Source organism: Mesorhizobium waitakense, assembly GCF_056431085.1.
In genome coordinates this window covers 1-21207 of record NZ_JBWKME010000017.1, presented here as the reverse complement: position 1 = coordinate 21207, position 21207 = coordinate 1, and the positions used below count along the sequence as shown (strand labels likewise).

Here is a 21207-nt window from a genome sequence, read left to right as displayed (position 1 = left end):
GTCTCCGTTTTTTCAAACCAGGGCGACAGAGGGGTACGGAATGAATATTCAGGCTGTCGAAATTGCTCGCGACCAGAACACGGCACGCCGCAATGTCAGCTGCAGGCTGTGCGGATCGCGCCTGCGCCACAGTCTGGTCGACCTGGGCATGTCGCCACCTTGCGAGAGCTTCCTGCAGGCCGACCAGCTTGACCAGATGGAACTCTATTACCCGCTCAATGTCCTGGTCTGCGAGCGCTGCTACCTGGTGCAGCTCAAGGAGTATGTGAGCCCCGAGACCATTTTCAACGAGTATGCCTACTTCTCTTCCTTCTCGACAAGTTGGGTGGCCCACTCGAAAGCTTATTGCGAAGCGATCACGAAGCGACTTGGGCTTGGCGCCGACAGCTTCGCGGTAGAACTCGCAAGCAATGACGGCTACCTGCTGCAGCACTTCCTGCCCCTCGGCGTTCCCGTGCTTGGCATCGAGCCGGCGGCCAACGTTGCGCGCGCTGCGGTCGAGAAGGGCGTGCCCACCCGGGTCGACTTCTTCGGGGTGCGGCTGGCACTTCAGATGGTGACCGAAGGACTCCGCGCCGATCTGATCATCGGCAACAACGTCCTGGCGCAGGTGCCCGACCTCAACGACTTCGTCGCGGGAATAAAAATCCTGCTCAAACCCGAGGGCGTGGTCACTCTCGAGTTCCCGCACATCGAGCGGCTGATGATGGAGAACCAGTTCGACACCATCTACCACGAGCATTTTTCATATTTCTCACTGCTGACGATAGACCTGATGGCGGCCCGCCACGGGCTGCGGTTGATCGACGTCGAGGAACTGCCCACCCATGGCGGCTCGTTGCGTGTTTATCTCGCCAACGAGGGCAGCAGCTGGGCCACGGATGACAGTGTCGCCGAACTCCTCGAGCGCGAAAAGAGGCATGGGCTTACGGAAATGACGACCTACGCCTCTTTCGGCTACAAGGCGCAGCGCGCGAAGCGCGATCTCCTGGCGTTCCTGGTTTCGGTCAAAAACGAGGGCAAGACGATTTGCGGTTACGGCGCGCCTGGCAAGGGCAACACGCTGCTCAACTATTGCGCCATCGGCACCGACTTCCTCGACTTCACGGTGGACCGCAATCCTTACAAGCACGGCCGCTTCACGCCGGGCATGCACATCCCGATCAAGCCCATCGACGCGATCGACCAGGCCAAGCCAGACTACATCCTGATCCTTCCGTGGAACCTGAAGGACGAGATCATTCAGCAGATGCACCATGTCGCCGCCTGGGGCGCGAAATTCGTGGTGCCAATTCCTTTTGTGACAGTGATCGATCTATCGGAGTTACGGAGATGAAAGTCGTCCTTTTCTGCGGCGGCCGCGGGACCCGGATCCGCGACTATTCCGAAAGCATACCAAAGCCGATGATTCCGCTCGGCCACCAGCCGATCCTGCGCCACGTCATGCAGTGGTACAGCGATTACGGGCATGACGAATTCGTGCTGTGCCTGGGCTACAAGGCCAACGTCATCAAGGATTTTTTCCTGAACACCCGGCCACAGACCTTTTCCGATTGCGTGGTTACGCACGGAGGCCAGGACGTGAAGCTGCTGGGTGACACAGTCAAGGACTGGAGCATCACCCTGCTCGATACTGGCATCTGGCGCAACATCGGAGAACGCCTCTGGGCTGCGAAGGATCACGTCAAGAACGAGAAGATGTTTCTGGCCAACTACTCCGATGGCCTGACCAATGTAGACCTCGACGATGTGATCGCGAAGTTCGAGGCCAGCGGCAAGATCGCCTGCTTCCTCGCCGTACGCGCGCCGCTGACATACCATTTGGCCGACATCGCTGAAGACGGTCGCGTACGCGAGTTCCGCACGACGGAGACGTCCGAGATCTGGATCAATGGCGGCTACTTCGTGTTCCGCCCCGAAATCTTCGACTACATGCGTGACGGCGAGGAACTCGTTATCGAACCTTTCAAGCGATTGATCGATGACAACATGCTGATGGCGTACAAGCACGACGGGTTCTGGCGTTCGATGGACACGCTGCGTGATTGGCAATCGCTCGAAGACATGGTCGAAAAGGGGGACATGCCCTGGAATAGGAGGGTCACCGCAGAGAAAATCAGGCGCAGCATGGTGTTGGCTGCATCATGAGGGGACTTGGCCTCGCACGTCGCGGGGAGAAACTCTCGATCCTCTGCCTTGGTGCCCATTCCGACGACATAGAGATCGGTGCGGGAGGCACGATCCTCGGACTGATCGCGTCGGGGGTCGAACTGGATGTCGACTGGTGCGTGTTGAGCGCCGGCGGCCAGCGGTCTGCCGAAGCCACGACTTCGGCCGAGGCCTTTCTCCAAGGATCGCACTCGTCCACTGTCCACGTCGCCGATTTCGAAGACAGCTACTTTCCGACCCATAGTCGATCCATCAAGCAGTGGCTGATGGATCTAAGATCGCGGGTTAATCCCGACGTGGTGTTGACCCACGCCAGGTTCGACGCCCATCAGGACCATCGGGAGGTCAACCAACTGACCTGGAACGTCTTCCGCGACCACCTGGTGCTCGAATACGAGATTCCGAAATGGGACGGTGATCTTTGCCAGCCCAACGCCTACGTGCCGCTTACGGCCGACGTGCTGGAACGCAAAATCGAACTCCTTCACGAGCACTTCGGGACGCAGCGCTCCAAGGACTGGTTCGACCGCCAAACATTCGCCGGCCTTGCCAGGTTGCGCGGGATGGAATGCCGGGCACCCGAGCATTTCGCCGAGGCGTTCACGCTTCGAAAGGTCAAGATTTTTTAGCGGCTTTTCCCATATTTTTTCGCCAAGAAGAGAATGGTGGATGACCGAATGAATCGGGTGAAAAGGGGGTTGAACTGACCGGACGATCTGTTACTTAAATCGCTGCATCTGAGTGAAAAATACCACAGAAGCGGGCCATCGATCCAATGGCTTTCCTTTCTGCTTTTTCTGCCTTCCATTTTGAAATTGAAGGGATTTTTATCAAAATGGGCAATGCAATCATTGCGCCGGGATTCTCTTTCAGCGAAGCTCGCATCGGAACAGTCGAGGGCGGAGAATCCGGGGTTCTGGTGTGGAAATCCGACCAACTGGTCGCCGTGCTTACCCAGATCGACGAGGAAGCCTACTGCACGAAAGGCAAGTGGTTCCTCGAGACAGGCTTCGGGCTGCTGAGCGGGCTGCACAAGAACTTCGATACGATCGAGGAAGCCGTTAAATGGGTGGGCATATACACCTTCCCCGAGCCTGTTCCTGCAGTAGATTGATCGGCGGATTCCGCGGCAGCAAAGCGCCTGTGCAAGCCAGCGATGGCTTCGGCCCGTGTCCTGTACCTCACTCGCCTGAAGGGCCTTGACAGCCCGCACCTTGCTGCTTTCGCAGCCGACGTGAGATCCTGTCCCATCGCCTCATACGGAAACAATGCGGGATTGCCGCATAAGGGTCCGTCTTTGGTCCAAGAGAACGAGAAAGCAACGCCTTCGTGGCGTCAGGATGTTGCCGCGAGCCGGGCTTCAGATTGCCCCATGGTCGCATTATTCGCGGCTGGAGGGTTCTCTGGAGTCGTCATTTCACCTCGGCCGTCACCATTGTTGTAACGGCGGAAGACAACCTGCGTGGGGCGGCCTACCAAGAAACGGCTCGTTCCCGATTCCAGGGCCTGCGCATAGACCGCCAGGGCACCGTCGACGGCCTCTATCGTCTTCATGACGGCCGCGTCGTCGTGGGTGTAGCTGACGACGAGAGACGGCATGAGCACTCCACGCCTGATCGTCTCCTGCAGGAACAGCGAGCGGTATGTCTGTGACGGCTTGCCGTTGGGGTCGAGCGTGGCATATGCCAGGCAGCAGGGACGGCCGACAACCTTGAAGTGCCCATCCACCCCATGCCGTCTGGCAGCCTCTGCGATCCCCGTCCTCAGTTTCGTCCCCTGACGGTGCAGGTGTTCGATCACGGACTCGTTCTGGTAAGTCCGCATGGTCGCGATCGCCGCCGCAAGCGCATGGGTCTCCGCGCCATGCGTGGTCGACAGCAGAAACACCCTTGGGCGGTCCGTATGCTCGAGGCCGCCGAGCCGCATGTATTCGCGTTTGCCGGCCAGGGCCGAGACCGAAAACCCATTGCCAAGCGCCTTGCCGAATGTCGACAAGTCCGGCTCTATGCCATAGAGCTTCTGCGCCCCGGCCGCATGCCATCTGAACCCGGTGATCATCTCGTCGAGGATGAGCAGTGCGCCCTTTTCCCTGCAGAGACGCTGGACTTCATGCAGGAATCCGTCAACCGGATCGTCGCCGCGGGAAGGCTCGAGGATCAGTGCCGCCAGCTTGCCGGGATGCCTGTCGAACAAATCCCTTACGCTGGCGATGTCGTTGTACCGGAAAGTGACGGTGAGCTTTCGGACCGCCTCCGGAATTCCGGCATTCATCGGTGTGGTCCCGATGAACCAATCGTCCGTCGAAAAGAAGGGATGGTCGGCGCAGCAGGCAACGAGATCGCGACCCGTGTAGGCGCGGGCAAGGCGAACGGCTCCCGAAGTCGCATCCGATCCGTCCTTGCAGAACTTCACCATCTGCGCGCCGATGAGCTCCAGGAACGTCTCGGCGCAGTCGACTTCGATCCTGGCGGGCCGCGTGAAATTGGATCCACCTTGGAGGGCTGTCTCCACGGCTCTGACCACGGTCGGGTAGGCGTGTCCCAGCCCGACGGAACGGTTGCCCATGCCGTATTCGATGTACTCGTTCCCGTCGACGTCCCAGACATGGCATCCCAAACCACGCTCGATGAAGCCCGGCGCGAGGACGGGATACTGGTCTTCGCCTTTTGCGTAGGTGTGGCTACCGCCCGGGATCAGTTCACGACCGCGTTCCTGCAGGCGGACGGATTTGCGAAAACGAAGGCTTTGCTCAGACATGCCGACCACTCCATCCCGGCAGGAAGTCTACATGCTCGGCTCAGGATTTCGCGTTCTCCATAAGGTCAGCGGTTAGCACTTATGGTGGATACACAGGTGGGCACCGACTGATACCGAGCAAATGGAACAGCCTTTCAGGGTGCCACAGAACTGGATCATCGCTACGGATCCAGGCGTTTCGGAGCACTCCGCAAATGTCCACCTGCGGCACACTGTCGGGAGTTAGGGGCAACGATTCGCGTCGGAGCGCGACCGTAAATCTCAGACGGCTCCCGACGCCATTCAAGGCAACGGAAATCCATCGGCCGTCATTGAATGAATCTGTAGTACGGTACAAATACGACCCGCCAGGGTTCACCCAAGGCGGGTCGTCTTGCTGTTTGCAATCACTCTTCGGCCAGAGCTCCCTCTGCGAAGAGATCATTGACCTTGTAGGCCACTTCCGTGCGGTTGCTGGCCTTCAATTTCTTCATGATGTTTCGGATGTGGACCTTCACGGTGCTTTCGCGCAGGTTCAGCTCGTAGGCGATGATCTTGTTCGCCTTGCCGCGCCGAAGCGCCTGGGCGACCTCTGCCTGCCTGAGCGTGAACATGCCCGTCAAAGGCTGCGTGTCGCGGCTACCTGAACCTATAAGGTGCCGCATGGAAAGGACACTGCTCGCCGGGACGAAGATGCCTCCCGCTGCCGCAAGGTTGATCGCCTCGACACAGACGTCGATCCCGACCGAGGTCGGAATGTAGCCGCGTGCGCCGCATTCGAGAGCCGTCAGTATCTGTCCAAGGTCTTCGGTGTCTGCCAGGATGACCACGGGGACCGACTTGAATTCGGACGAAATATGCCTGATCTCGTCGGCGATGCCATGATCGGTGACCTTCCGGCCGCCAAGGTTGAAGAGGATAGCTGCAAGTGGAGGGGCTGCCCCCTTCTTCATGCGCCATTCTTCGATCGAGCCCATGGCGACGACCGCCATGCCGAGTTCGTGATCCTCGAGGGCCGATGCAAGACACTCGCGGTCTAGTGCCCTTCCGTCCAGCATGAGAAGGTATTGCTTGCCTACCTGCTCGTGGACATTTTCTATTCCGCCAGACGGAACACCCGATTGATTTGTCGAAGTGTAGTTATGCAGTCCTACTGTGGAACCCATACTTATACCCACCCTTTCCCCAACGAAAGCCGCTTAGCGGCGCCCAACAAAGCCCCTCATCTCTTGAATTGAAAGTTTGATACCCAACCCATTTTAAAGCTTCAGGCCGTTACCCCAACCTGGAGCCTTGAGCAGTTCTTGGCTGCCAACATGTACAGCAGCTTGGGCAGTCTATGGGCTATCCATAAGCAGTCTCTAACTTAGGTTAATTTTCGGTAAAATTTTTAAGTCTGTGTATGAAACGTACACAGTGGATCCCGAGCGCTGCGAGACCTTGGATGGGACGGCCCGGCCGTTCCCAGTGCGCAACTCCGCGCGGCGAACCCGCCGTCAAGCCAGGTCCCAAGAGGTTGATTTGGAACGGCAAGCAGGATCTGCCTGCGGGCAGGCTGACGTGGGAGAAATGAAGTCCTTCACTATATAGCTTCACAGACCCCAAGACGAGGCCTGGTCTCAGGCGTTTCCCTGGGGATTGGCCTCGCTGAGCCACTTCACATCCAGAACCGTCCCGTCAACGTGGATCACGGTTTCGAAGGCCTCTATAAGCCTTTTGGCGGCTTTGCTGGCAATGTGGGACTCGGGATAATTTGCCTCCACTACCCGCGCCCGCTCGTAAACTTCCTTGAGTTTCGTGACCTGCTTGGGACCGAATACGCTCTGTACAACCTGAGTGGTCATACCGCTTCTCCTCCTGGTGCTGGAACTCAAACAACCCGCCCTTTGCCCAGCGCTCCCACAATTTCATCATTAACACAGGATTTTGCAACTGAAAGCAAAAACAAGCCTGCAACCGTACTGTAAGATTACTATTTTCTTTGGTCGAGGCGTTCTTTAGTAGGCGTTCGCGGACCGTGGGTTAGCCGTTTGCAGGAGGCGTAGGCCGGACTGCCATCGCGAAACAAAGAAGCCCACCGACCTGCTGGTCACCCCTCGCTCGAAAACGAAAAGGCACTCTTTTCATATCCTCCGATCTGCCGCCGTGAATTTTACAACGCAGCAGCCGTGACCGGGACATTCAGCTATTCAACCTTTAAGCGTACGCCGGGCGGACGATCACGCTTCGGCACCCACCGCGGGGAGGAGCACCTGCACGTCCTGCGGATGCGGGTGTCAGGCTACGTCCTTTGGCTCTCTTGCCCGCGATATCCATCTGCCGAAAGATGGGCGGTCGGACGGCTTCCTGCGTCCGCACAGTCTAGGGCCAAACCAAGCGGGAGGCTCGATCAACAATGCAGGTCTCTTTGGTCGGGCTGCTGGTGTGCGCGGCGATTTTGGCCGTTGCCCGATATTCCAGGGGAATGCTGATCATCGGCCTGATCGCGTCCCAGGCGTTCGGTGCGACCGCCATCGTGACGCTAACCTTTCTAGGAGGGTCGTCTCCGCTGATCTACACCATGTTTGCGGCCCTGCTCGTCATGGCCGTGACAGTCAGGCGGCGCATCTGGCTCGACCTTGGAAGTGTGCTCGGGAGCATCCGCCCGGTCTGGGTTCTCACAAGCCTCATGGCTTACGCAATCATCGGGGCATGGCTGTTTCCAAGATTCTTCGCAGGACAGACCGCCGTCTTCGTGCAGTCGAAAACCCGGGGCGCTGTCGTCGAAGCGTCCTTGGCCCCCGTTTCGGCCAACACCTCGCAGACGGGCTACTTCATTCTTGGCGGGCTCACCGCCATCGCGCTTTGTGTGCTGCTGCTCCACTCCCAAAGGATCGACCAAGTCCGCCGCGGCTTCTTCTTGTGGTGCGGTCTGCACACGGGCATGGGGCTGGTCGATTTTATCGGCAAGAATGCAGGAGCGGGAGACTTGCTGGCCCCGATCAGAACCGCCAATTACGCACTCATAACGGAAGCGGTCGAGCAAGGTTTCGTGCGGATCACGGGACCATTTGCGGAGGCCTCTTCGTTCGCCAGCGTTTCGCTCGCCTGCCTGGCATTCTGCTACACCTACTGGAGAAAGACCAAGTCACGCCTTGCCCAGTGGCTGGCGGGCATCCTGCTCTTCCTGACCATTCTGTCGACTTCATCGACCGCCTACGTCGGTCTTACTCTCCTGTGCCTTCCGGTCGCCTTCTCGATGTTGGTTTCAGTCCTCAGGGGGCGGGTTGAGCGCGAGGACATAATGGTAACCGCTCTGATGGCGATAGGCGTGGTCGCCATCATGGGCATCAGCCTCTACCATGCCGGAGCCATGGAGCCTTTCGTCAGACTGATCAACAGCACCATCATCAACAAAGCGGATTCTGCCTCAGGCCATGAGCGCACCTATTGGAACGTCAAGAGCCTGCAGTCCTTCCTGGACACCAGCGGCCTTGGCGTCGGTTTCGGCAGTTCCAGGGCATCGAGCTGGCCGATCGCAGTCCTTTCCCAACTTGGCCTGTTCGGATCGCTGATGATGGCGATCCTGCTCGGCGTCCTGGTCGGCGGATTGGGACGGATGCGGGAATGGGTGGACCCAGAAACCGAAGCAGTCGTGACGAGCGTCAGGAATGCTTCCCTCGCCGGCATAATTGCCAGCTCACTGTCGGGTGGCAGCGCCGATCCAGGCATCCTCTTCTTCATCGCACTTGCGGTGGTTTGCGCCACGAAGGTCCATGCTCGGCGCACGTTGACAGCGTTTGAGCGAACCGCCTGGCATCAGACAGCGGCAGAGGCAGCATGAATGGTTTCGCCGTCTGGCACGCTGCAACCATGACGTAGCAACGCCGGCGGCTCCGCTCCACGGGATCGCCTCGTCACCTGAGGAACGGACAGTCCCGCCAGCCTAGTTGGTCTTCAGCTTGCCGACCCGGTTTTCGGCGATCCAGCGGGCGGCCAGCACCAACGCGCCCATGCTGAAATCCTTGCCATGCCTGGCCACCATCTCTTCCGACAGCTTGGCCAGCCGTTCGAAAAATTCGTCCTTGCTCTCGTCCTCTGCGGTGAGTTCGGTCTGCATTTCATCCTCCTGTTTCAAGTCGACTGTGTCCGCTATTTGAACATCTGCGCGGGAAAGGTGACGATCGCGGCTGTGCCGTCGACGGTGCCCATCGCCAGATGCCGCCCGTCGCCGGACCAGGCGAGAGCGGTGACAGCGCTGCCTAGGGGCCTGACGAGAAGCTCGTCGCGTGACCCGATCTGGGCGACGATGATACGGCCGTTGGCGTAACCCGCGGCAATCAGCTTCTTCTCGGGGTGCGCCGCCAACGCTTCGACCAGAACCAGCCCGGCGCGACCCGTCTCCAATGCGCCCGAGGTTTCACCGCCAAATGGCGGAGCGGTCATCGACCAGCCGGCGACCCGGAACGCGCCCGAGGCAAACAGCGCATTTGCCGGCGGGCTCCAGCACACCGTCCGAACGGACGATGGAAATCCCGCGACGATATCCGCTCGGCCATCGGCCAGGCTGATCAGCGCAAAGCCGCCTGTCTCCAGCCCGCAGGCCAACCAACCTCCGTCGCCGCTCCAGCGGATCGACACCGGGCGCGATGAAAGAGGGATGTCTCGTATCAAGGCAGCGTCGCCTTCGGCCGACCAGATCGACAGCCCCTCATCAAGGCCGCAGGCGAGGCGTGTCCCGCCGGGTGAGAACGCAAGGGCGTCCATGGACGATGTCAAGGCATGTTTCAGCTTCACCGCATCGCCCTGGCCACTCGATAGGAAGACATCTTTTCCGTTGCTGACGGCGGTCGTCCGGGCGCTGCAATCGATGGCCACGATCGGCCCGTCGATCCTGACCACGGGTTCGGCGACTTCACCGCCGGCGGTCAGATGCAGCGCTTCGCCGCTGGCCGCGCCGACCAGAAAGCCAGAATGCGCATGAGTGGCGAGCGGGACGTCGCCGTCCCCGAATGCCGCCGTGGCGATCAATGGTACCGGTGGCTTTTCCCTGGGGCGGATCGTCGTCTGGCCGAGATCATTGCTCACCCTGATCCGCGACTCCGGCGGCTCGTGATCCGCGACCGCGGCAATGACGACGGTTCCGTCGACGGAGGTAAAGGCGACAGCCGAACCGTCGGCACTGAAGCGCAGATCGGCGATCGCTGACGGTCGCTGCCAGCTGCGGGCCAAAAGATCGAACAAGGTCAGGTTCTGCATCGTCTGCTGGTTCATGCCATCTCTCCGTCAGTCCTCGTTCGCTGTTGCCGCAAGCCGGCGATCAACGTCCTCGATGTCGCCTTCCGCCGCGACGATGCGATCCTCGCAAGCCATGCATGCCTGCATGATCGCCGCCGCGCTCTGCTCTGCTTCATGCAAATCCTGCACCAGTTGTGCATTGGCGCCGCTTCTGCCGATTTCCAGCTCCAGGCGCAGGACGTCCATTTCGATGCCGGCGCGTTTCTGATTGAGCCGCAGCGCTTCGGCGGTGAGGGCGGAGACGCTGGCGACGAGGTCAAGCCGGCGGGCAAGCAGCGCATCACGCCTGGCAGTATCGGGTCCGCCGGTCATTTTTCGCTCCCCAAAGATCCCTGCGGTTTTTCGAAAGCCGACAGCAACTTGGGCAACGTGCCGGCCTGCGAATGGAACTGTTTTTCGGCCGTCTCGATGTGGCTCTTGAGCTGATCCCAGATGTCGACGCGGATCATCGATGTCGTGTCGCCGGTCAAGCGCTCGATCTCGTCGACGCGGAACTGGCGTGTCAGCGAAACGCCGGAAAACACGAAGTCGCGCAACAGGATCGCATGGTTTTCGATGAACAGATGGATCATCGGATGCGTCTCCGTGGTGACACCGCCGGCGGCAAGCTCGGCCCGGATGAAGTCCTGGAAATGGCTTTGCAGGCGGTGCTGGCTCTCGCCCATGAAGCGCATGACAAAGACCAGATCGCGAGGCATCAGCTTGACAAGATCGCCGGTGACGCCGTCGGCATGGCTGGACATTGGTCGGGGCTGCCCGCTCCTGTCCTTATCGTTCGACATGGTCTTTCTCCAGCGCCAGGCCCGCCCCGGGCTGTGCTTTAGATAGTAGAGAAAGACAGAGAGTTAAATAGATGGCGTCAGCGTTTTGGTATTTGTTGCGACTGCTAACTAGATATGTTGCAGTTGCGAATAGATGGGAAATATTACAGTCGTAAGTTACACCTGTAAGATAACGTTACAGTTTGCTGTCCACGCATACGCCGAAAAGATGGCGATCTTGTTTCAAGCGCTGGCCGCGGACCTTGTTTTCAAACTGGCACGACGCTTGCACTGTTTATTTTCACAAGAAGCCCATCGCGCTTGGCGCGGTGCCAAAAGAACGAAGGAACGGAGGAAGCAGAGACAAATTCCGCTTCGATACGCCCATCGCAATTGCGGTTGGCGCTGCGGGTCTCTGTCAAAAACGCCTCGAAAACCTTTGCCGCGATCCACTTGAATGGCCGGGCCATGAGTCGCGCCTCGAAGCGCAACCCTTTGTCATGCCGTTCGCACTCTCACTGCGGTGCTTTGCGCCGCTTCATGCCGGGGTCGAGGGACCCGCGGCCCTAACCTGGTGGAGGCTTATGACCATGACGTCTCTGACGCTCAACAAGATTACCTCGCAACGCGGAATTTCCGTCGGCGAGGCGACCAAGAAGATTGCCGATCTCGGCTGGAATCCTTCCTACGTGCAGGAAGCGATGACATTTCCAACCGACTACAAGATCAACAAGACGCCGCGCGATCCGATGAAGCAGGTTTTGCGATCCTACTTCCCGATGCAGGAAGAGAAGGACAACCGCGTCTATGGCGCGCTCGATGCGGCATTGCGCGGCGACATGTTCCGCAACGTCGAACCGCGCTGGGTCGAGTGGATGAAGCTCTTCCTGGCCATCATTCCCTTCCCGGAAATCTCTGCCGCCCGCTCGATGGCGATGGTCGCCCGCATCGCACCTGGCGAGGAACTCAGAACCGGCTTCACCATGCAGATGATCGACGAGTTCCGTCATTCGACCATCCAGATGAACCTGAAGAAATGGTACATGGAGAACTACATCGATCCGGCCGGCTTCGACATCACCGAGGAAGCCTTCGGAAAGTGCTACGCCACCACCATCGGCCGGCAGTTCGCCGAAGGCTTCATTACCGGCGACACGATGACCGCCGCCTGCATGTACCTGACCGTGGTGGCCGAAACCGCCTTCACCAACACGCTGTTCGTCGCCATGCCTTCGGAGGCCGCCCGCAACGGTGACTATGCGCTTCCGACCGTCTTCCTGTCGGTGCAATCGGACGAGAGCAGGCATATCGGCAACGGCCACTCGCTGCTGATGGCGGCGCTCAAGGAACCGGAAAATCACCTGCTGCTCGAGCGCGACCTGCGCTACGCCTTCTGGCAGAACCACGCGATCGTCGATGCCGCCATCGGCACCTTCATCGAATACGGCACCACCAACCGCGACAAGAACAAGGAGTCTTACGCGGAAATGTGGCACCGCTGGATCTATGAGGACTACTACCGCACCTACATGCTGCCGCTCGAGAAATACGGCATCAAGGTCCATCACGACGACGTCCAGGCTGCCTGGGAACGCATCACCAAGAAGAACTACGTCCACAAGGTCGGACAGTTCTTCGCGGTCGGCTGGCCGGTCAATTTCTGGCGCATCGAAGCCCAGACCGACAAGGACTTCGAGTGGTTCGAGCACAAATATCCCGGCTGGTACGCCGAGTTCGGCGACTTCTGGAGATGGTACGCCAAGCTCAGCCACAAGGGCGAGAAGGTGCTGCTTTTCAACAGCGACGTCGGCTACGTCTATCCGCACCGCTGCTGGTCCTGCCTCGTTCCTTGCCTGATCCGCGAGGACATGGTGGTCGGCGAGATCGACGGCCAGTTGCACACCTTCGCCCATGAACTCGACAAGTGGACCGCGACGGTGGCCTTTGCCGACGAGTATCAGGGCCGTCCGACGCCCGCGATGGGCCGCTTCAGCGGCAAGCGCGAGTGGGAGACGCTCTATGACGGCTGGGATCTGGCTGATGCGATCAAGGACCTGAACTTCGTCCGTTCCGACGGCAAGACGCTGGTTCCGCAACCGCATATGCGCTTCGACGACAAGGAGATGTGGACGCTCGACGACGTGCGCGGCAACACGCTCGGATCGCCGTTGAACGCGCTGCGCGGCATGTCGTCCGCGGACCGCGAGAAGCATTTGGCGGAATACGCCAAGGGCTTCACCATCACCCCTTGCAACTGATCAGGCCAAGGGGGGCGGGTTCGCCCCGCCCCTCGGCTCATCTCACTGGAGGTCCGCATGTCGGAAACCCACACGGTCAGGCTTAGCCCGGTCGGCGTCGATTTCGAGGTCGAGCATGGCGAAACGCTGCTCAACGCCGCGTTTCGCCAGGGGATTGCCCTGCCGCATGGCTGCAAGGAAGGGCAATGCTCGGCCTGCAAAAGCGTGTTGCTCGATGGCGAAGCCGAAATGCTGAAATACTCGACCTTCGCGCTGAACGACATGGAGAAGGAGAGCGGCCACGTCCTTTTGTGTCGCTGCATCGCCTACTCCGATCTGGAAGTCGAGCTTCTCAACTACGACGAGGAGATTTTGGCGAAAGCGATCGCCGTGAAGACGTACAAGGGCCGGATTGCTCGGGTCGAGCACCTGACCCACGACATTCGCGGCATCGAGATCGAACTCGGCTCCCCAATGAAGTTCTGGGCGGGGCAATATGTCGACATCACGGTTACCACGCAAAAAGGGGAGACGATTACGCGCTCGTTCTCCATGGCAAATACGCCGGACCAAACCCAAGAACTCTCCTTCATCATCAAAAAATACCCTGAAGGAAAATTCTCGGGAGAACTCGATTCCGGAGGCATCAGCGCCGGAGCCGAAGTCACCGTCGTCGGACCCTACGGAACCTGTTTCCGCCGCGACGAACGGCAAGGACCACTGATCCTGGTTGGCGCCGGCTCGGGCATGTCGCCGATCTGGTCGATCCTCAACGACCATCTGAAGAGCGGCGAGAAGCGTCCGGTTTATTTCTTCTACGGCGCCCGGACGCGCAACGACCTGTTCTATCTCGACAGGATCGCCGAACTGGTCGGCAATCATTCCGACGTCACCTTCATTCCCGTGCTGTCGCACGCGAACGATGACGCCGAATGGCAGGGCGAACGCGGCTTCGTACACCAGAGTGTCGATGCCAAGCTCAAGCAACTGGCGGTCGACGGGCAGGGCGATGTCCATGCCTGTGGCCCGCCGCCGATGATCGATGCGCTGCAGCCTGTCCTGTTCATGAACGGGTTCGAAACGGAGCGGATTTTCTTCGACAAGTTCACCACATCGGTAGGTGCAACGCCGGCCCATTGAGGGCGGCCACGCAAGGCCAATCGCAACCGCAACAAGGGAGAGAGAACTATGGCAGCTATTTCAAGTTCAGTCGGATCCGGAGCCGCCGGTGCGGCGATCTTTGCCGACTCCGACAGCCGGAAGTACCGGTATTTCGACCCGAAGGGTCAGCGTGCCACCCACTATGAGGACATGACGGTCGACGTGCAGCCCGATCCTGAGCGTTACCTGATCCAGGACTGGATCATCTCGTTTGCCGACGGCAAGGGCGCCTACGTCAAGCAGAATACCGCCGCGCAGAGCTCCAACTGGCATGCCTTCCGCGCCCCCGATCAGGAATGGGAGCGCACCCACTACCAACGCCAGTCGAAAATCGAGACGATGGTGCAGAGCGTCATCAACAATGCCCGCAAGTCGGGCGCACCGAAAACCTTCGACAAGGCCTGGATCAAGATCCTGCAGACGCAACTCGGCGCCTGGAAGCACGCCGAATTCGGGCTCGGCACTTCGCTGATGCAGGCGCAGCGTTACGGCTACACCCAGATGATCAACAACGCCACGCTGACCAACTCGTCCTACAAGCTCAGGCTTGCGCAGGACATCACGCTCTACCTTGCCGAGATCGGCATGGACCTGCCTGGCTGGGACGACGAACTCGGCAAGAAGGCCTGGCTCGAGGACAAGAACTGGCAAGGCACGCGCGAAGCGGTCGAGACCATCATGGGTGCGTCCGATTATCTCGAACAGTATTTCGCCATCAACATCATCTTCGAACCCTTGGTCGGCGAAGTGTTCCGCTCCGGCTTCCTGATGCAGATTGCCGCTGCCAACCACGACTTCATCACACCGGCGGTGATTTCGGCAGCCGAAGCCGACTATGAGCGCAACCTCGCCAATACCATCGACCTCATGCACCTCCTCGCCAATGACGAGACGCATGGCGCCGCCAACCGCAAGCTCTTCCAGGGTTGGATCAAGAAACACGGCGCGCTGGCCGACAAGGCAGCCATCGGCCTGCAGCCGATCTGGTCGATGCCGCATTCCAAGCCGGTCGCATTCGCGGATGTCCGTGCCAAATCCGACGAACGGATTGGCCAGATCCTTGGCGAACTCGGCCTCAAGCGCTGAAAAAAGGGAAATTGTCATGTCATTAGCAGCACGCGACGCCACTCATTCCAACATCTTCAAGGAGATGAAGGACATCACCTTCGAACAGACGATTTCGCATCAGTGCGGCGTCACCATGAACGACTCGGTCGAAGCCAGGGCCATCGCCGAATTCATGGGCAAGAAGCCCGGGGTGACGATCACCTACCAGCCGGCGATGATCCGCATCGATGGCAGCGGCAAGCTGATCTTCAAGATGGATGAGATCAGCGAATATCTCGGCCGCGAGATGACGGCGGAAACCTTCGAGGTCAACAGCTCCACCCACTACGGCCGGATGGTGCGCATCGACGACAACACCGTGATCCTGTTCGGCAACATGGACGAGATGTTCGAATACATCGAATAGACGCCAAAGAATCAGGCGCGCCGCGTGATGGCGGCGCGCCGAACCGATCAACACCCATCTCGCGGAGGGAAGAATGTTTAGGACACCGGAAGGCAAGGATATTTTCGTGGTCGACGGCCACACCCATTTCTGGGACGGCAGCCCCGAGAACCAGAAAAATGTCCATGGCAAGCAGTTCATCGAGTGCTTCTATGCCTATCACACGGGGCTGAGCCCCAAGGACCAGCTGTGGGAGAAGTCGAAGTTCGAAAAGTACAGCGCCGACGATCTCTATCGCGACCTGTTCATCGACGGTCCCGACGATGTGGCGATCGTCCAGTCGACCTATCTCAAGGACTTCTACAAGAATGGCTTCAACACCATCGAGCGCAACGCCGAAGTGGCCAAGCGCTACCCGGAGCGTTTCATCGTCAATGGCGCATTCGATCCGCGCGATGGTGAGAAGGCGCTCGAGTACATCCACTTCCTCAAGGAGACCTATGACGTCAAGGGCGTGAAGATGTACACGGCCGAATGGAACGGTGCCTCCAAGGGCTGGAAGCTCACCGATCCCGATGCCTACAAATGCTTCGAACTCTGCGACAAGCTTGGCATCAAGAACATCCACGTCCACAAGGGTCCGACCATCATCCCGCTCTCGAAGGACGCCTTCGACGTCCATGATGTCGATCATGCTGCAACGGATTTCCAGAACCTCAACTGGATTGTCGAGCATTGCGGCCTGCCGCGCCTCGACGATTTCTGCTGGATCGCGACGCAGGAAACCAATGTCTATGGCGGCCTGGCGGTGGCACTGCCCTTCATCCATTCCCGCCCGCGCTATTTCGGCGAAGTCATCGCCGAACTGCTGTTCTGGATCGGACCGGAGAAGATCCTGTTCGGTTCCGACTACGCAATCTGGACGCCGCGCTGGCTGGTCGAGAAATTCTGGGCCTACCAGATTCCAGAAGATATCGCCGCGGAACGCGGGGTGCAACTGACCGACGAGATCAAGGAGAAGATCCTCGGCCTCAACGCCGCGCGTCTCTACAACATCGACATTGAAGCCAAGAAGAAAGCGCTCGCCAGTTCGCCCTTCAGCATCGCGGCGGAGTAGGGGCCATGGTGACCGCCAGCGTTTCCGGCAACCGCGAGAAGGAACTCTGGCGGCGCCTTGGTGAGGTCAACGACCCGGAGCTCGACGAACCGGTCACCGAGATGGGCTTCGTCGAGCGGGCGCAGGTGACGGGCGAGGGCAGCGTGGAGATAGACTTCCGCCTGCCGACCTACTGGTGCTCGCCCAACTTCGCGTTCCTGATGCTGGACGGCGTCCGCAAGGCGCTCGACCAGCTCTCCTGGGCGCCGGCCTATCGCATCAAGCTGCACGACCACATGTTCGCCGAAGAGGTCAATCGCGGCATGGAGGCCGGCAAGACATTCGGCGACATTTTTGCCGAGCTTGCCGAGGATCAGGATCTCGGCGCTTTGCGCGAAACCTTCAGGATGAAGGCGTTCAAGCGGCGCCAGGAGGCGGTCTTGCGCGGCCTGCGGCAGCACGGTCTGACCGATCGCGAGATTCTCGGGATGGACCTGCCGGCATACGACGCTGCCCGGTTCGAACCGGGCGAAGCGGACAAACAGAAGCCGAGATACAGGGCGGTTCTGCTTGAGCGTTTTCCCGACCACCGGCTCGATGATCCTGTCTTCGTGACGTGGGATGGGGAGCGGATTCCGCCCGCGGCCCTGACTGGGTATCTCGGCGAACTGCGCGGTGTGCGCATCAACATGGAGTTCAACGGCGCGCTTTGCCGGGGGCTTAAACACACAAGATACAAGGAACTGGATGTGATCGACGGCGAACCGACACTGGTCGATTTCATCATGGATCGCGTGCCGGCTCGAGCCGCGCCGACCGCCTGAGGCAGAACTGACAACAACGGCCTCCCTAGCACGAGGCCCCTAACCAACAACCCGCCCGTAAGGCGGAAGGAGGAATCATGCCCAAAATTATGCTTCACAATTCCGAGGCGCGTCGTGCTCTTGCCCGCGGCGTCTTCCGGTTGGCCGCTGCTGTCGAGCCGACGCTCGGCCCCAAAGGCATGAACGCCATGATCGACCGGCCGATCGGGACACCGATGGTGACCCGCGACGGCGTCAGCATCGCCTCCGAGATCGAACTGCACGACCGTTTCGAAAACATGGGCGCGCAAGTGGTCCGCGAAGTGTCGATGCAGACCAACGAAATCGCCGGTGACGGCACCACGACCGCCATCGTGCTCGCCAACGCGCTGATCCAGGGCGGTGTCGAGGCGAATGAACGCGGCGTCAAATCCGTCGACCTCTGCAAAGGCATCGATCTGGCGGTGGCGGCGGTGGTGGCAGCCCTCAAGGCTTCGGCGAAGCCGGCAAAGGGCAATGGCATCCTGGCTTCGGTCGCCAACATCGCCGCGACCAACACCAAGCTTGGGGCGCTCGTGGCGGAAGCCCATCAGCGGGTGGGAGCCGAAGGCGTCATCACCACCGACTTCAGCGTCACCACCGAGACCACGCTCGATGTGGTCGAGGGCATGTCCTTCGAACGCGGCTACCTCTCGCATCACATGGTGACCGACCAGGAGAAGATGGAGGCGGTGCTCGAACGGCCCTACATCCTGATGACCGACCTCAAGATCAAGGAACCCGAGGCGCTGGATGCGGTTCGCCGCATTGCAGACGAGGCTGGCCGGCCGCTGCTGATCGTGTCCGAGGAAATGTCGCCGGAAGTGGTGGTGACGCTGCTCGGCAAGCGGGGGCCGGGAAAATATCTCGTCGTCCATCCGCCGGAATATGGCCACTGGCGCAAGGCGATGATGGAGGATCTGGCCATCATCACCGGCGGCAAGGTGATCGCCCGCGATCTCGGCGGCCGGCTCGAGGACGTCACTGCCGAGGATCTCGGTACCGCTGACCGGGTGAAGACCAGTTCGTCCTACACCTCGATCATTCGTGGCGGCGGCGACCCCAGTGCAATCGCATCGCGCCGCGCCCAGGTGCAGCGGCAGTATGAAGCCTCGCCGCCCAACATCGATCAGGACAAGCTGCGCGAACGCCTGGCCAAGCTCTCTGGCGGCACCGCGATCCTCTATGCCGGCGGTGTCACGCCGGTCGAGCAGAAGCGGACCATCCAGCTGATCGAGGATTCCTTGAATGCGGTGCGCGCCGCGTCCGAGGAGGGCGTCGTCGCCGGCGGTGGTTCGGCACTCGCGCAGATCGCCCCGTTGCTCGACAAGGTCGCGGCCGGCGTCGATGGCGATGTCGCCGAGGGCGTGCGCCTGGTGCGCTCGGTCCTGTCGCGACCGCTGTGGCGCATCGCCGCCAATGCCGGCGCCGACCCGGAAGCCGTGGTGGTCGAGGTCACCCGCATCAACGGCGGCTATGGCTACAACGCCTCGACCGGCGCGTATCAGAACATGTTCGAGGCAGGCATCATCGATCCGGTCCGCGTGACCTACACAGCGCTCGCCAACGCAGCTTCCGTGGCGACGCTGATCCTGACCACAGAAACGCTGATTGGCGATCTGGCCGAGGATGAGGATCCGACCGCCGGACCGGCGCGTGGCGGCGGGTCGGAAAAGCTCGGCCGCGCCTGAAGCAACATTGCAACGGAACGATTTCGACGTTGAAAGGACACAGCCATGAAAGCCGCCAGACTCTACGAATACGACCCGAAGATGAACGTCCTGCTCAAGATCGAGGAGGTCAAGGCGCCGACGATCACCGCGCCCGACGAGGTGATCGTGCGGGTCGGTGCCGCCGGCCTCTGCCGTACCGATTTGCACATCATCGAAGGGGTGTGGAAGCCGACCATGGACCCTGAAGGCACGCTGTTACCCTATATCATGGGCCACGAGAATGCCGGCTGGGTCGAGGAGGTCGGCAGCGGCGTCAGATCGGTCAAGCGCGGCGACGCGGTGATCTGCCACCCCTTCCGCTCATGCGGCATCTGCCTCAACTGCCGCCATGGCGAGGACATGTACTGCGACAACGGCCAGTTCCCCGGCCTTGGCATGAATGGTGGCTTCGCCGAGTATTTCATCACCAGCGAACGTTCGCTGATCAAGCTCAACGCCAACATCACGCCGATCGAGGTGGCGCCGCTGGCCGATGCCGGCATCACCGCCTACCGCGCCGCCAAGCGCGCCGCCAAGCTGCTGCGGCCGGGGAGCTACTGCGTGCTGCTCGGCATAGGCGGGCTCGGTCATATCGCGTTGCAATCGCTGCACGCGATTTCGGGTTGCCGCATCATCGCCGTCGATCGCGAACCTGCAGCGCGGGTGCTGGCCAAGGACCTTGGCGCCGACTTCGTCCTCGATGGCGGGCCAAACATTGTCGAGGAAGTCAGCCAGATCACCGGCGGTGGCGCGCATGTGGTCATCGATTTCGTCGGTGAACTCGGTGTCGAGAACATCTGCTGGAAGATGGTGCGCAAGGGCGGGCAACTGTTCGTCGTCGGCTATGGCGGCAACATCAACGTACCGACCGCGCATCTCGTCATCGAGGAGATCAACATCGGCGGCAGCCTGGTCGGCAATTTCACCGAGCTTGTCGAACTGATGGAGCTCAACGCCGACGGCAAGGTGAAGATGCACTACACCGAATACAATCTCGCCAGCATCAACACCGCGCTCGACGATTTCAAGAACCGCCGGTTCACCGGCCGTGGTGTCATCGTTCCCTGAAAAGCCTCTGGACTGAACGCGGCACGAGACGGGCGTGCCGCGTCATGGCCGATGCCATGACGTTTGCAGATCGGGAACGTCGGCGAAGCGCGATCCCATACGAGTTTCCTTGCTTCGTGGTGTTTAAAAACGGGAGGACAACATGGATCTTGTGACAGGACTGGCCGTCGTCATCGGCATTATGGGAGGCATTGCAACTTGGGCCGCGATCGCGATCGGCAACCCTTATCTGCTGATCTGGGCGGTTTTCGTCGGCTGGGGAAGTTTCTATCACTGCGGCGGCAAGGAGGCCGGGTTCAAGAACTCGGCGGTTGCAAACCTCTGGGGCGCGATCTGCGCGGTCGGCGCCTTGATAGCCCTGACGTCGATTGGCGTTACGGCGATCATGGCCGGTATTTGCGTCGGCATTTCGATCATCGTCCTGATCCTCGCCGCCAAGCTGCCGTTGCTGAGCGCCATTCCGTCGGCGGTCTATGGCTATGCAACGACCGCGGCACTTTTTCTGCTAGGTGCGGCCGCCTATGGCGAAGGTGCCGCCGGCATCGTCAAGGTCGCGACGGCCGTGGTGATTTCACTGATCATCGGCAACATCCTCGGCTTCGTCTCGGAGAAAGTGGCTGGTGCTGTCGCGAAGACCTGATCATGTCCGTGACCGCTGCCTGAAGGCAATTCGGTAGACGAGCTTCCCCAAACCC

At 60.1% G+C, this 21207-nt stretch carries 22 protein-coding genes; 14 read left to right on the top strand and 8 right to left on the bottom strand.

Annotation, left to right across the window (positions count from 1 at the left end; all coding sequences use genetic code 11):
• Positions 1–40: 40 nt before the first annotated feature.
• From AC07FD_RS05235 to AC07FD_RS05220, 4 genes are all read left to right on the top strand, one after another.
• Positions 41–1336: a methyltransferase domain-containing protein gene (locus AC07FD_RS05235; RefSeq protein WP_478348962.1), complete on the top strand. Its 1296-nt coding sequence runs from the start codon at positions 41–43 to the stop codon at positions 1334–1336.
• Positions 1333–2148: a sugar phosphate nucleotidyltransferase gene (locus AC07FD_RS05230; RefSeq protein ID WP_478348961.1), complete on the top strand. Its 816-nt coding sequence runs from the start codon at positions 1333–1335 to the stop codon at positions 2146–2148. The genes AC07FD_RS05235 and AC07FD_RS05230 overlap by 4 nt, the downstream gene beginning before the upstream one ends.
• Positions 2145–2798: a PIG-L deacetylase family protein gene (locus tag AC07FD_RS05225; RefSeq protein WP_478348960.1), complete on the top strand. Its 654-nt coding sequence runs from the start codon at positions 2145–2147 to the stop codon at positions 2796–2798. Before AC07FD_RS05230 ends, AC07FD_RS05225 begins: the two co-directional genes overlap by 4 nt.
• A gap of 146 nt (positions 2799–2944) precedes the next feature.
• A complete protein-coding gene (locus AC07FD_RS05220; protein ID WP_478348959.1) occupies positions 2945–3283 on the top strand; it encodes a hypothetical protein in 339 nt (112 codons plus the stop codon).
• 221 nt (positions 3284–3504) lie between these two features.
• Here the strand turns inward: AC07FD_RS05220 and AC07FD_RS05215 are convergent, their stop codons facing one another.
• The 3 genes from AC07FD_RS05215 to AC07FD_RS05205 all read right to left on the bottom strand — a co-directional run bounded on the left by AC07FD_RS05215 (position 3505) and on the right by AC07FD_RS05205 (position 6749).
• Positions 3505–4926: a glutamate-1-semialdehyde 2,1-aminomutase gene (locus AC07FD_RS05215; RefSeq protein WP_478348958.1), complete on the bottom strand. Its 1422-nt coding sequence runs from the start codon at positions 4924–4926 to the stop codon at positions 3505–3507.
• A gap of 386 nt (positions 4927–5312) precedes the next feature.
• A complete protein-coding gene (locus tag AC07FD_RS05210) occupies positions 5313–6071 on the bottom strand; it encodes a LuxR C-terminal-related transcriptional regulator (protein ID WP_478348957.1) in 759 nt (252 codons plus the stop codon).
• Positions 6072–6524: 453 nt separating this feature from the next.
• Positions 6525–6749, bottom strand: coding sequence for a hypothetical protein (locus AC07FD_RS05205; RefSeq protein WP_095080680.1), 225 nt, complete (start codon positions 6747–6749; stop codon positions 6525–6527).
• A 551-nt stretch (positions 6750–7300) separates the two neighbouring features.
• Between AC07FD_RS05205 and AC07FD_RS05200 the strand changes: the two genes are divergently transcribed.
• Entirely contained in the window at positions 7301–8728 is a 1428-nt protein-coding gene (locus AC07FD_RS05200; RefSeq protein ID WP_478348956.1) for a hypothetical protein, read from the top strand.
• Positions 8729–8830: 102 nt separating this feature from the next.
• On the opposite strand, the gene AC07FD_RS05195 is transcribed toward AC07FD_RS05200, so the two are convergent.
• From AC07FD_RS05195 to AC07FD_RS05175, 5 genes are all read right to left on the bottom strand, one after another.
• Positions 8831–9004, bottom strand: coding sequence for a hypothetical protein (locus AC07FD_RS05195; RefSeq protein ID WP_167458684.1), 174 nt, complete (start codon positions 9002–9004; stop codon positions 8831–8833).
• A gap of 32 nt (positions 9005–9036) precedes the next feature.
• Positions 9037–10158, bottom strand: a complete 1122-nt coding sequence (locus AC07FD_RS05190) for a WD40 repeat domain-containing protein (RefSeq protein ID WP_478348955.1) — start codon at positions 10156–10158, stop codon at positions 9037–9039.
• 12 nt (positions 10159–10170) lie between these two features.
• Positions 10171–10494 carry a hypothetical protein gene (locus AC07FD_RS05185; RefSeq protein WP_478348954.1) on the bottom strand — a complete coding sequence of 108 codons (324 nt, stop codon included), beginning with the start codon at positions 10492–10494 and terminating at the stop codon, positions 10171–10173.
• Positions 10491–10964 carry a hypothetical protein gene (locus tag AC07FD_RS05180; protein WP_478348953.1) on the bottom strand — a complete coding sequence of 158 codons (474 nt, stop codon included), beginning with the start codon at positions 10962–10964 and terminating at the stop codon, positions 10491–10493. Before AC07FD_RS05180 ends, AC07FD_RS05185 begins: the two co-directional genes overlap by 4 nt.
• A gap of 248 nt (positions 10965–11212) precedes the next feature.
• Positions 11213–11413, bottom strand: coding sequence for a hypothetical protein (locus tag AC07FD_RS05175; RefSeq protein WP_478348952.1), 201 nt, complete (start codon positions 11411–11413; stop codon positions 11213–11215).
• Positions 11414–11527: 114 nt separating this feature from the next.
• Between AC07FD_RS05175 and AC07FD_RS05170 the strand changes: the two genes are divergently transcribed.
• The 9 genes from AC07FD_RS05170 (at position 11528) to AC07FD_RS05130 (ending at position 21152) form a co-directional block, all read left to right on the top strand.
• Entirely contained in the window at positions 11528–13201 is a 1674-nt protein-coding gene (locus AC07FD_RS05170; RefSeq protein WP_478348951.1) for an aromatic/alkene/methane monooxygenase hydroxylase/oxygenase subunit alpha, read from the top strand.
• Between the two features lie 57 nt (positions 13202–13258).
• Complete coding sequence (locus AC07FD_RS05165; protein ID WP_478348950.1) at positions 13259–14320, top strand: 2Fe-2S iron-sulfur cluster-binding protein; 1062 nt, start codon at positions 13259–13261, stop codon at positions 14318–14320.
• A gap of 48 nt (positions 14321–14368) precedes the next feature.
• Positions 14369–15427, top strand: a complete 1059-nt coding sequence (locus AC07FD_RS05160) for an aromatic/alkene monooxygenase hydroxylase subunit beta (RefSeq protein ID WP_478348949.1) — start codon at positions 14369–14371, stop codon at positions 15425–15427.
• Positions 15428–15443: 16 nt separating this feature from the next.
• A complete protein-coding gene (locus AC07FD_RS05155) occupies positions 15444–15815 on the top strand; it encodes an MmoB/DmpM family protein (protein ID WP_478348948.1) in 372 nt (123 codons plus the stop codon).
• Positions 15816–15888: 73 nt separating this feature from the next.
• The gene (locus tag AC07FD_RS05150; protein WP_478348947.1) at positions 15889–16911 is read left to right on the top strand and encodes an amidohydrolase family protein; all 1023 of its coding nucleotides are present in this window, start codon (positions 15889–15891) and stop codon (positions 16909–16911) included.
• Between the two features lie 5 nt (positions 16912–16916).
• Positions 16917–17714 carry an iron-sulfur cluster assembly protein gene (locus AC07FD_RS05145; protein WP_478348946.1) on the top strand — a complete coding sequence of 266 codons (798 nt, stop codon included), beginning with the start codon at positions 16917–16919 and terminating at the stop codon, positions 17712–17714.
• Between the two features lie 77 nt (positions 17715–17791).
• Positions 17792–19423 carry a chaperonin GroEL gene (groEL, locus tag AC07FD_RS05140; RefSeq protein WP_478348945.1) on the top strand — a complete coding sequence of 544 codons (1632 nt, stop codon included), beginning with the start codon at positions 17792–17794 and terminating at the stop codon, positions 19421–19423.
• A gap of 45 nt (positions 19424–19468) precedes the next feature.
• The gene (locus AC07FD_RS05135; RefSeq protein ID WP_478348944.1) at positions 19469–20512 is read left to right on the top strand and encodes an NAD(P)-dependent alcohol dehydrogenase; all 1044 of its coding nucleotides are present in this window, start codon (positions 19469–19471) and stop codon (positions 20510–20512) included.
• A gap of 142 nt (positions 20513–20654) precedes the next feature.
• A complete protein-coding gene (locus AC07FD_RS05130; protein WP_478348943.1) occupies positions 20655–21152 on the top strand; it encodes a DUF1097 domain-containing protein in 498 nt (165 codons plus the stop codon).
• The last annotated feature ends 55 nt before the right edge of the window (positions 21153–21207 follow it).

What these genes read in the sequence shown, in the direction of transcription:
- AC07FD_RS05170 (WP_478348951.1), top strand. Translation starts at nt 11,528, where the DNA reads ATGACCATGACGTCTCTGACGCTCAACAAGATTACCTCGCAACGCGGA.
- AC07FD_RS05205 (WP_095080680.1), bottom strand. Translation starts at nt 6,749, where the DNA reads ATGACCACTCAGGTTGTACAGAGCGTATTCGGTCCCAAGCAGGTCACG.
- AC07FD_RS05195 (WP_167458684.1), bottom strand. Translation starts at nt 9,004, where the DNA reads ATGCAGACCGAACTCACCGCAGAGGACGAGAGCAAGGACGAATTTTTC.
- AC07FD_RS05155 (WP_478348948.1), top strand. Translation starts at nt 15,444, where the DNA reads ATGTCATTAGCAGCACGCGACGCCACTCATTCCAACATCTTCAAGGAG.
- AC07FD_RS05200 (WP_478348956.1), top strand. Translation starts at nt 7,301, where the DNA reads ATGCAGGTCTCTTTGGTCGGGCTGCTGGTGTGCGCGGCGATTTTGGCC.
- AC07FD_RS05225 (WP_478348960.1), top strand. Translation starts at nt 2,145, where the DNA reads ATGAGGGGACTTGGCCTCGCACGTCGCGGGGAGAAACTCTCGATCCTC.
- AC07FD_RS05150 (WP_478348947.1), top strand. Translation starts at nt 15,889, where the DNA reads ATGTTTAGGACACCGGAAGGCAAGGATATTTTCGTGGTCGACGGCCAC.
- groEL (WP_478348945.1), top strand. Translation starts at nt 17,792, where the DNA reads ATGCCCAAAATTATGCTTCACAATTCCGAGGCGCGTCGTGCTCTTGCC.
- AC07FD_RS05130 (WP_478348943.1), top strand. Translation starts at nt 20,655, where the DNA reads ATGGATCTTGTGACAGGACTGGCCGTCGTCATCGGCATTATGGGAGGC.
- AC07FD_RS05135 (WP_478348944.1), top strand. Translation starts at nt 19,469, where the DNA reads ATGAAAGCCGCCAGACTCTACGAATACGACCCGAAGATGAACGTCCTG.
- AC07FD_RS05165 (WP_478348950.1), top strand. Translation starts at nt 13,259, where the DNA reads ATGTCGGAAACCCACACGGTCAGGCTTAGCCCGGTCGGCGTCGATTTC.
- AC07FD_RS05175 (WP_478348952.1), bottom strand. Translation starts at nt 11,413, where the DNA reads ATGGCCCGGCCATTCAAGTGGATCGCGGCAAAGGTTTTCGAGGCGTTT.
- AC07FD_RS05220 (WP_478348959.1), top strand. Translation starts at nt 2,945, where the DNA reads ATGGCTTTCCTTTCTGCTTTTTCTGCCTTCCATTTTGAAATTGAAGGG.
- AC07FD_RS05160 (WP_478348949.1), top strand. Translation starts at nt 14,369, where the DNA reads ATGGCAGCTATTTCAAGTTCAGTCGGATCCGGAGCCGCCGGTGCGGCG.
- AC07FD_RS05190 (WP_478348955.1), bottom strand. Translation starts at nt 10,158, where the DNA reads ATGAACCAGCAGACGATGCAGAACCTGACCTTGTTCGATCTTTTGGCC.
- AC07FD_RS05235 (WP_478348962.1), top strand. Translation starts at nt 41, where the DNA reads ATGAATATTCAGGCTGTCGAAATTGCTCGCGACCAGAACACGGCACGC.
- AC07FD_RS05210 (WP_478348957.1), bottom strand. Translation starts at nt 6,071, where the DNA reads ATGGGTTCCACAGTAGGACTGCATAACTACACTTCGACAAATCAATCG.
- AC07FD_RS05230 (WP_478348961.1), top strand. Translation starts at nt 1,333, where the DNA reads ATGAAAGTCGTCCTTTTCTGCGGCGGCCGCGGGACCCGGATCCGCGAC.
- AC07FD_RS05215 (WP_478348958.1), bottom strand. Translation starts at nt 4,926, where the DNA reads ATGTCTGAGCAAAGCCTTCGTTTTCGCAAATCCGTCCGCCTGCAGGAA.
- AC07FD_RS05185 (WP_478348954.1), bottom strand. Translation starts at nt 10,494, where the DNA reads ATGACCGGCGGACCCGATACTGCCAGGCGTGATGCGCTGCTTGCCCGC.
- AC07FD_RS05180 (WP_478348953.1), bottom strand. Translation starts at nt 10,964, where the DNA reads ATGTCGAACGATAAGGACAGGAGCGGGCAGCCCCGACCAATGTCCAGC.
- AC07FD_RS05145 (WP_478348946.1), top strand. Translation starts at nt 16,917, where the DNA reads ATGGTGACCGCCAGCGTTTCCGGCAACCGCGAGAAGGAACTCTGGCGG.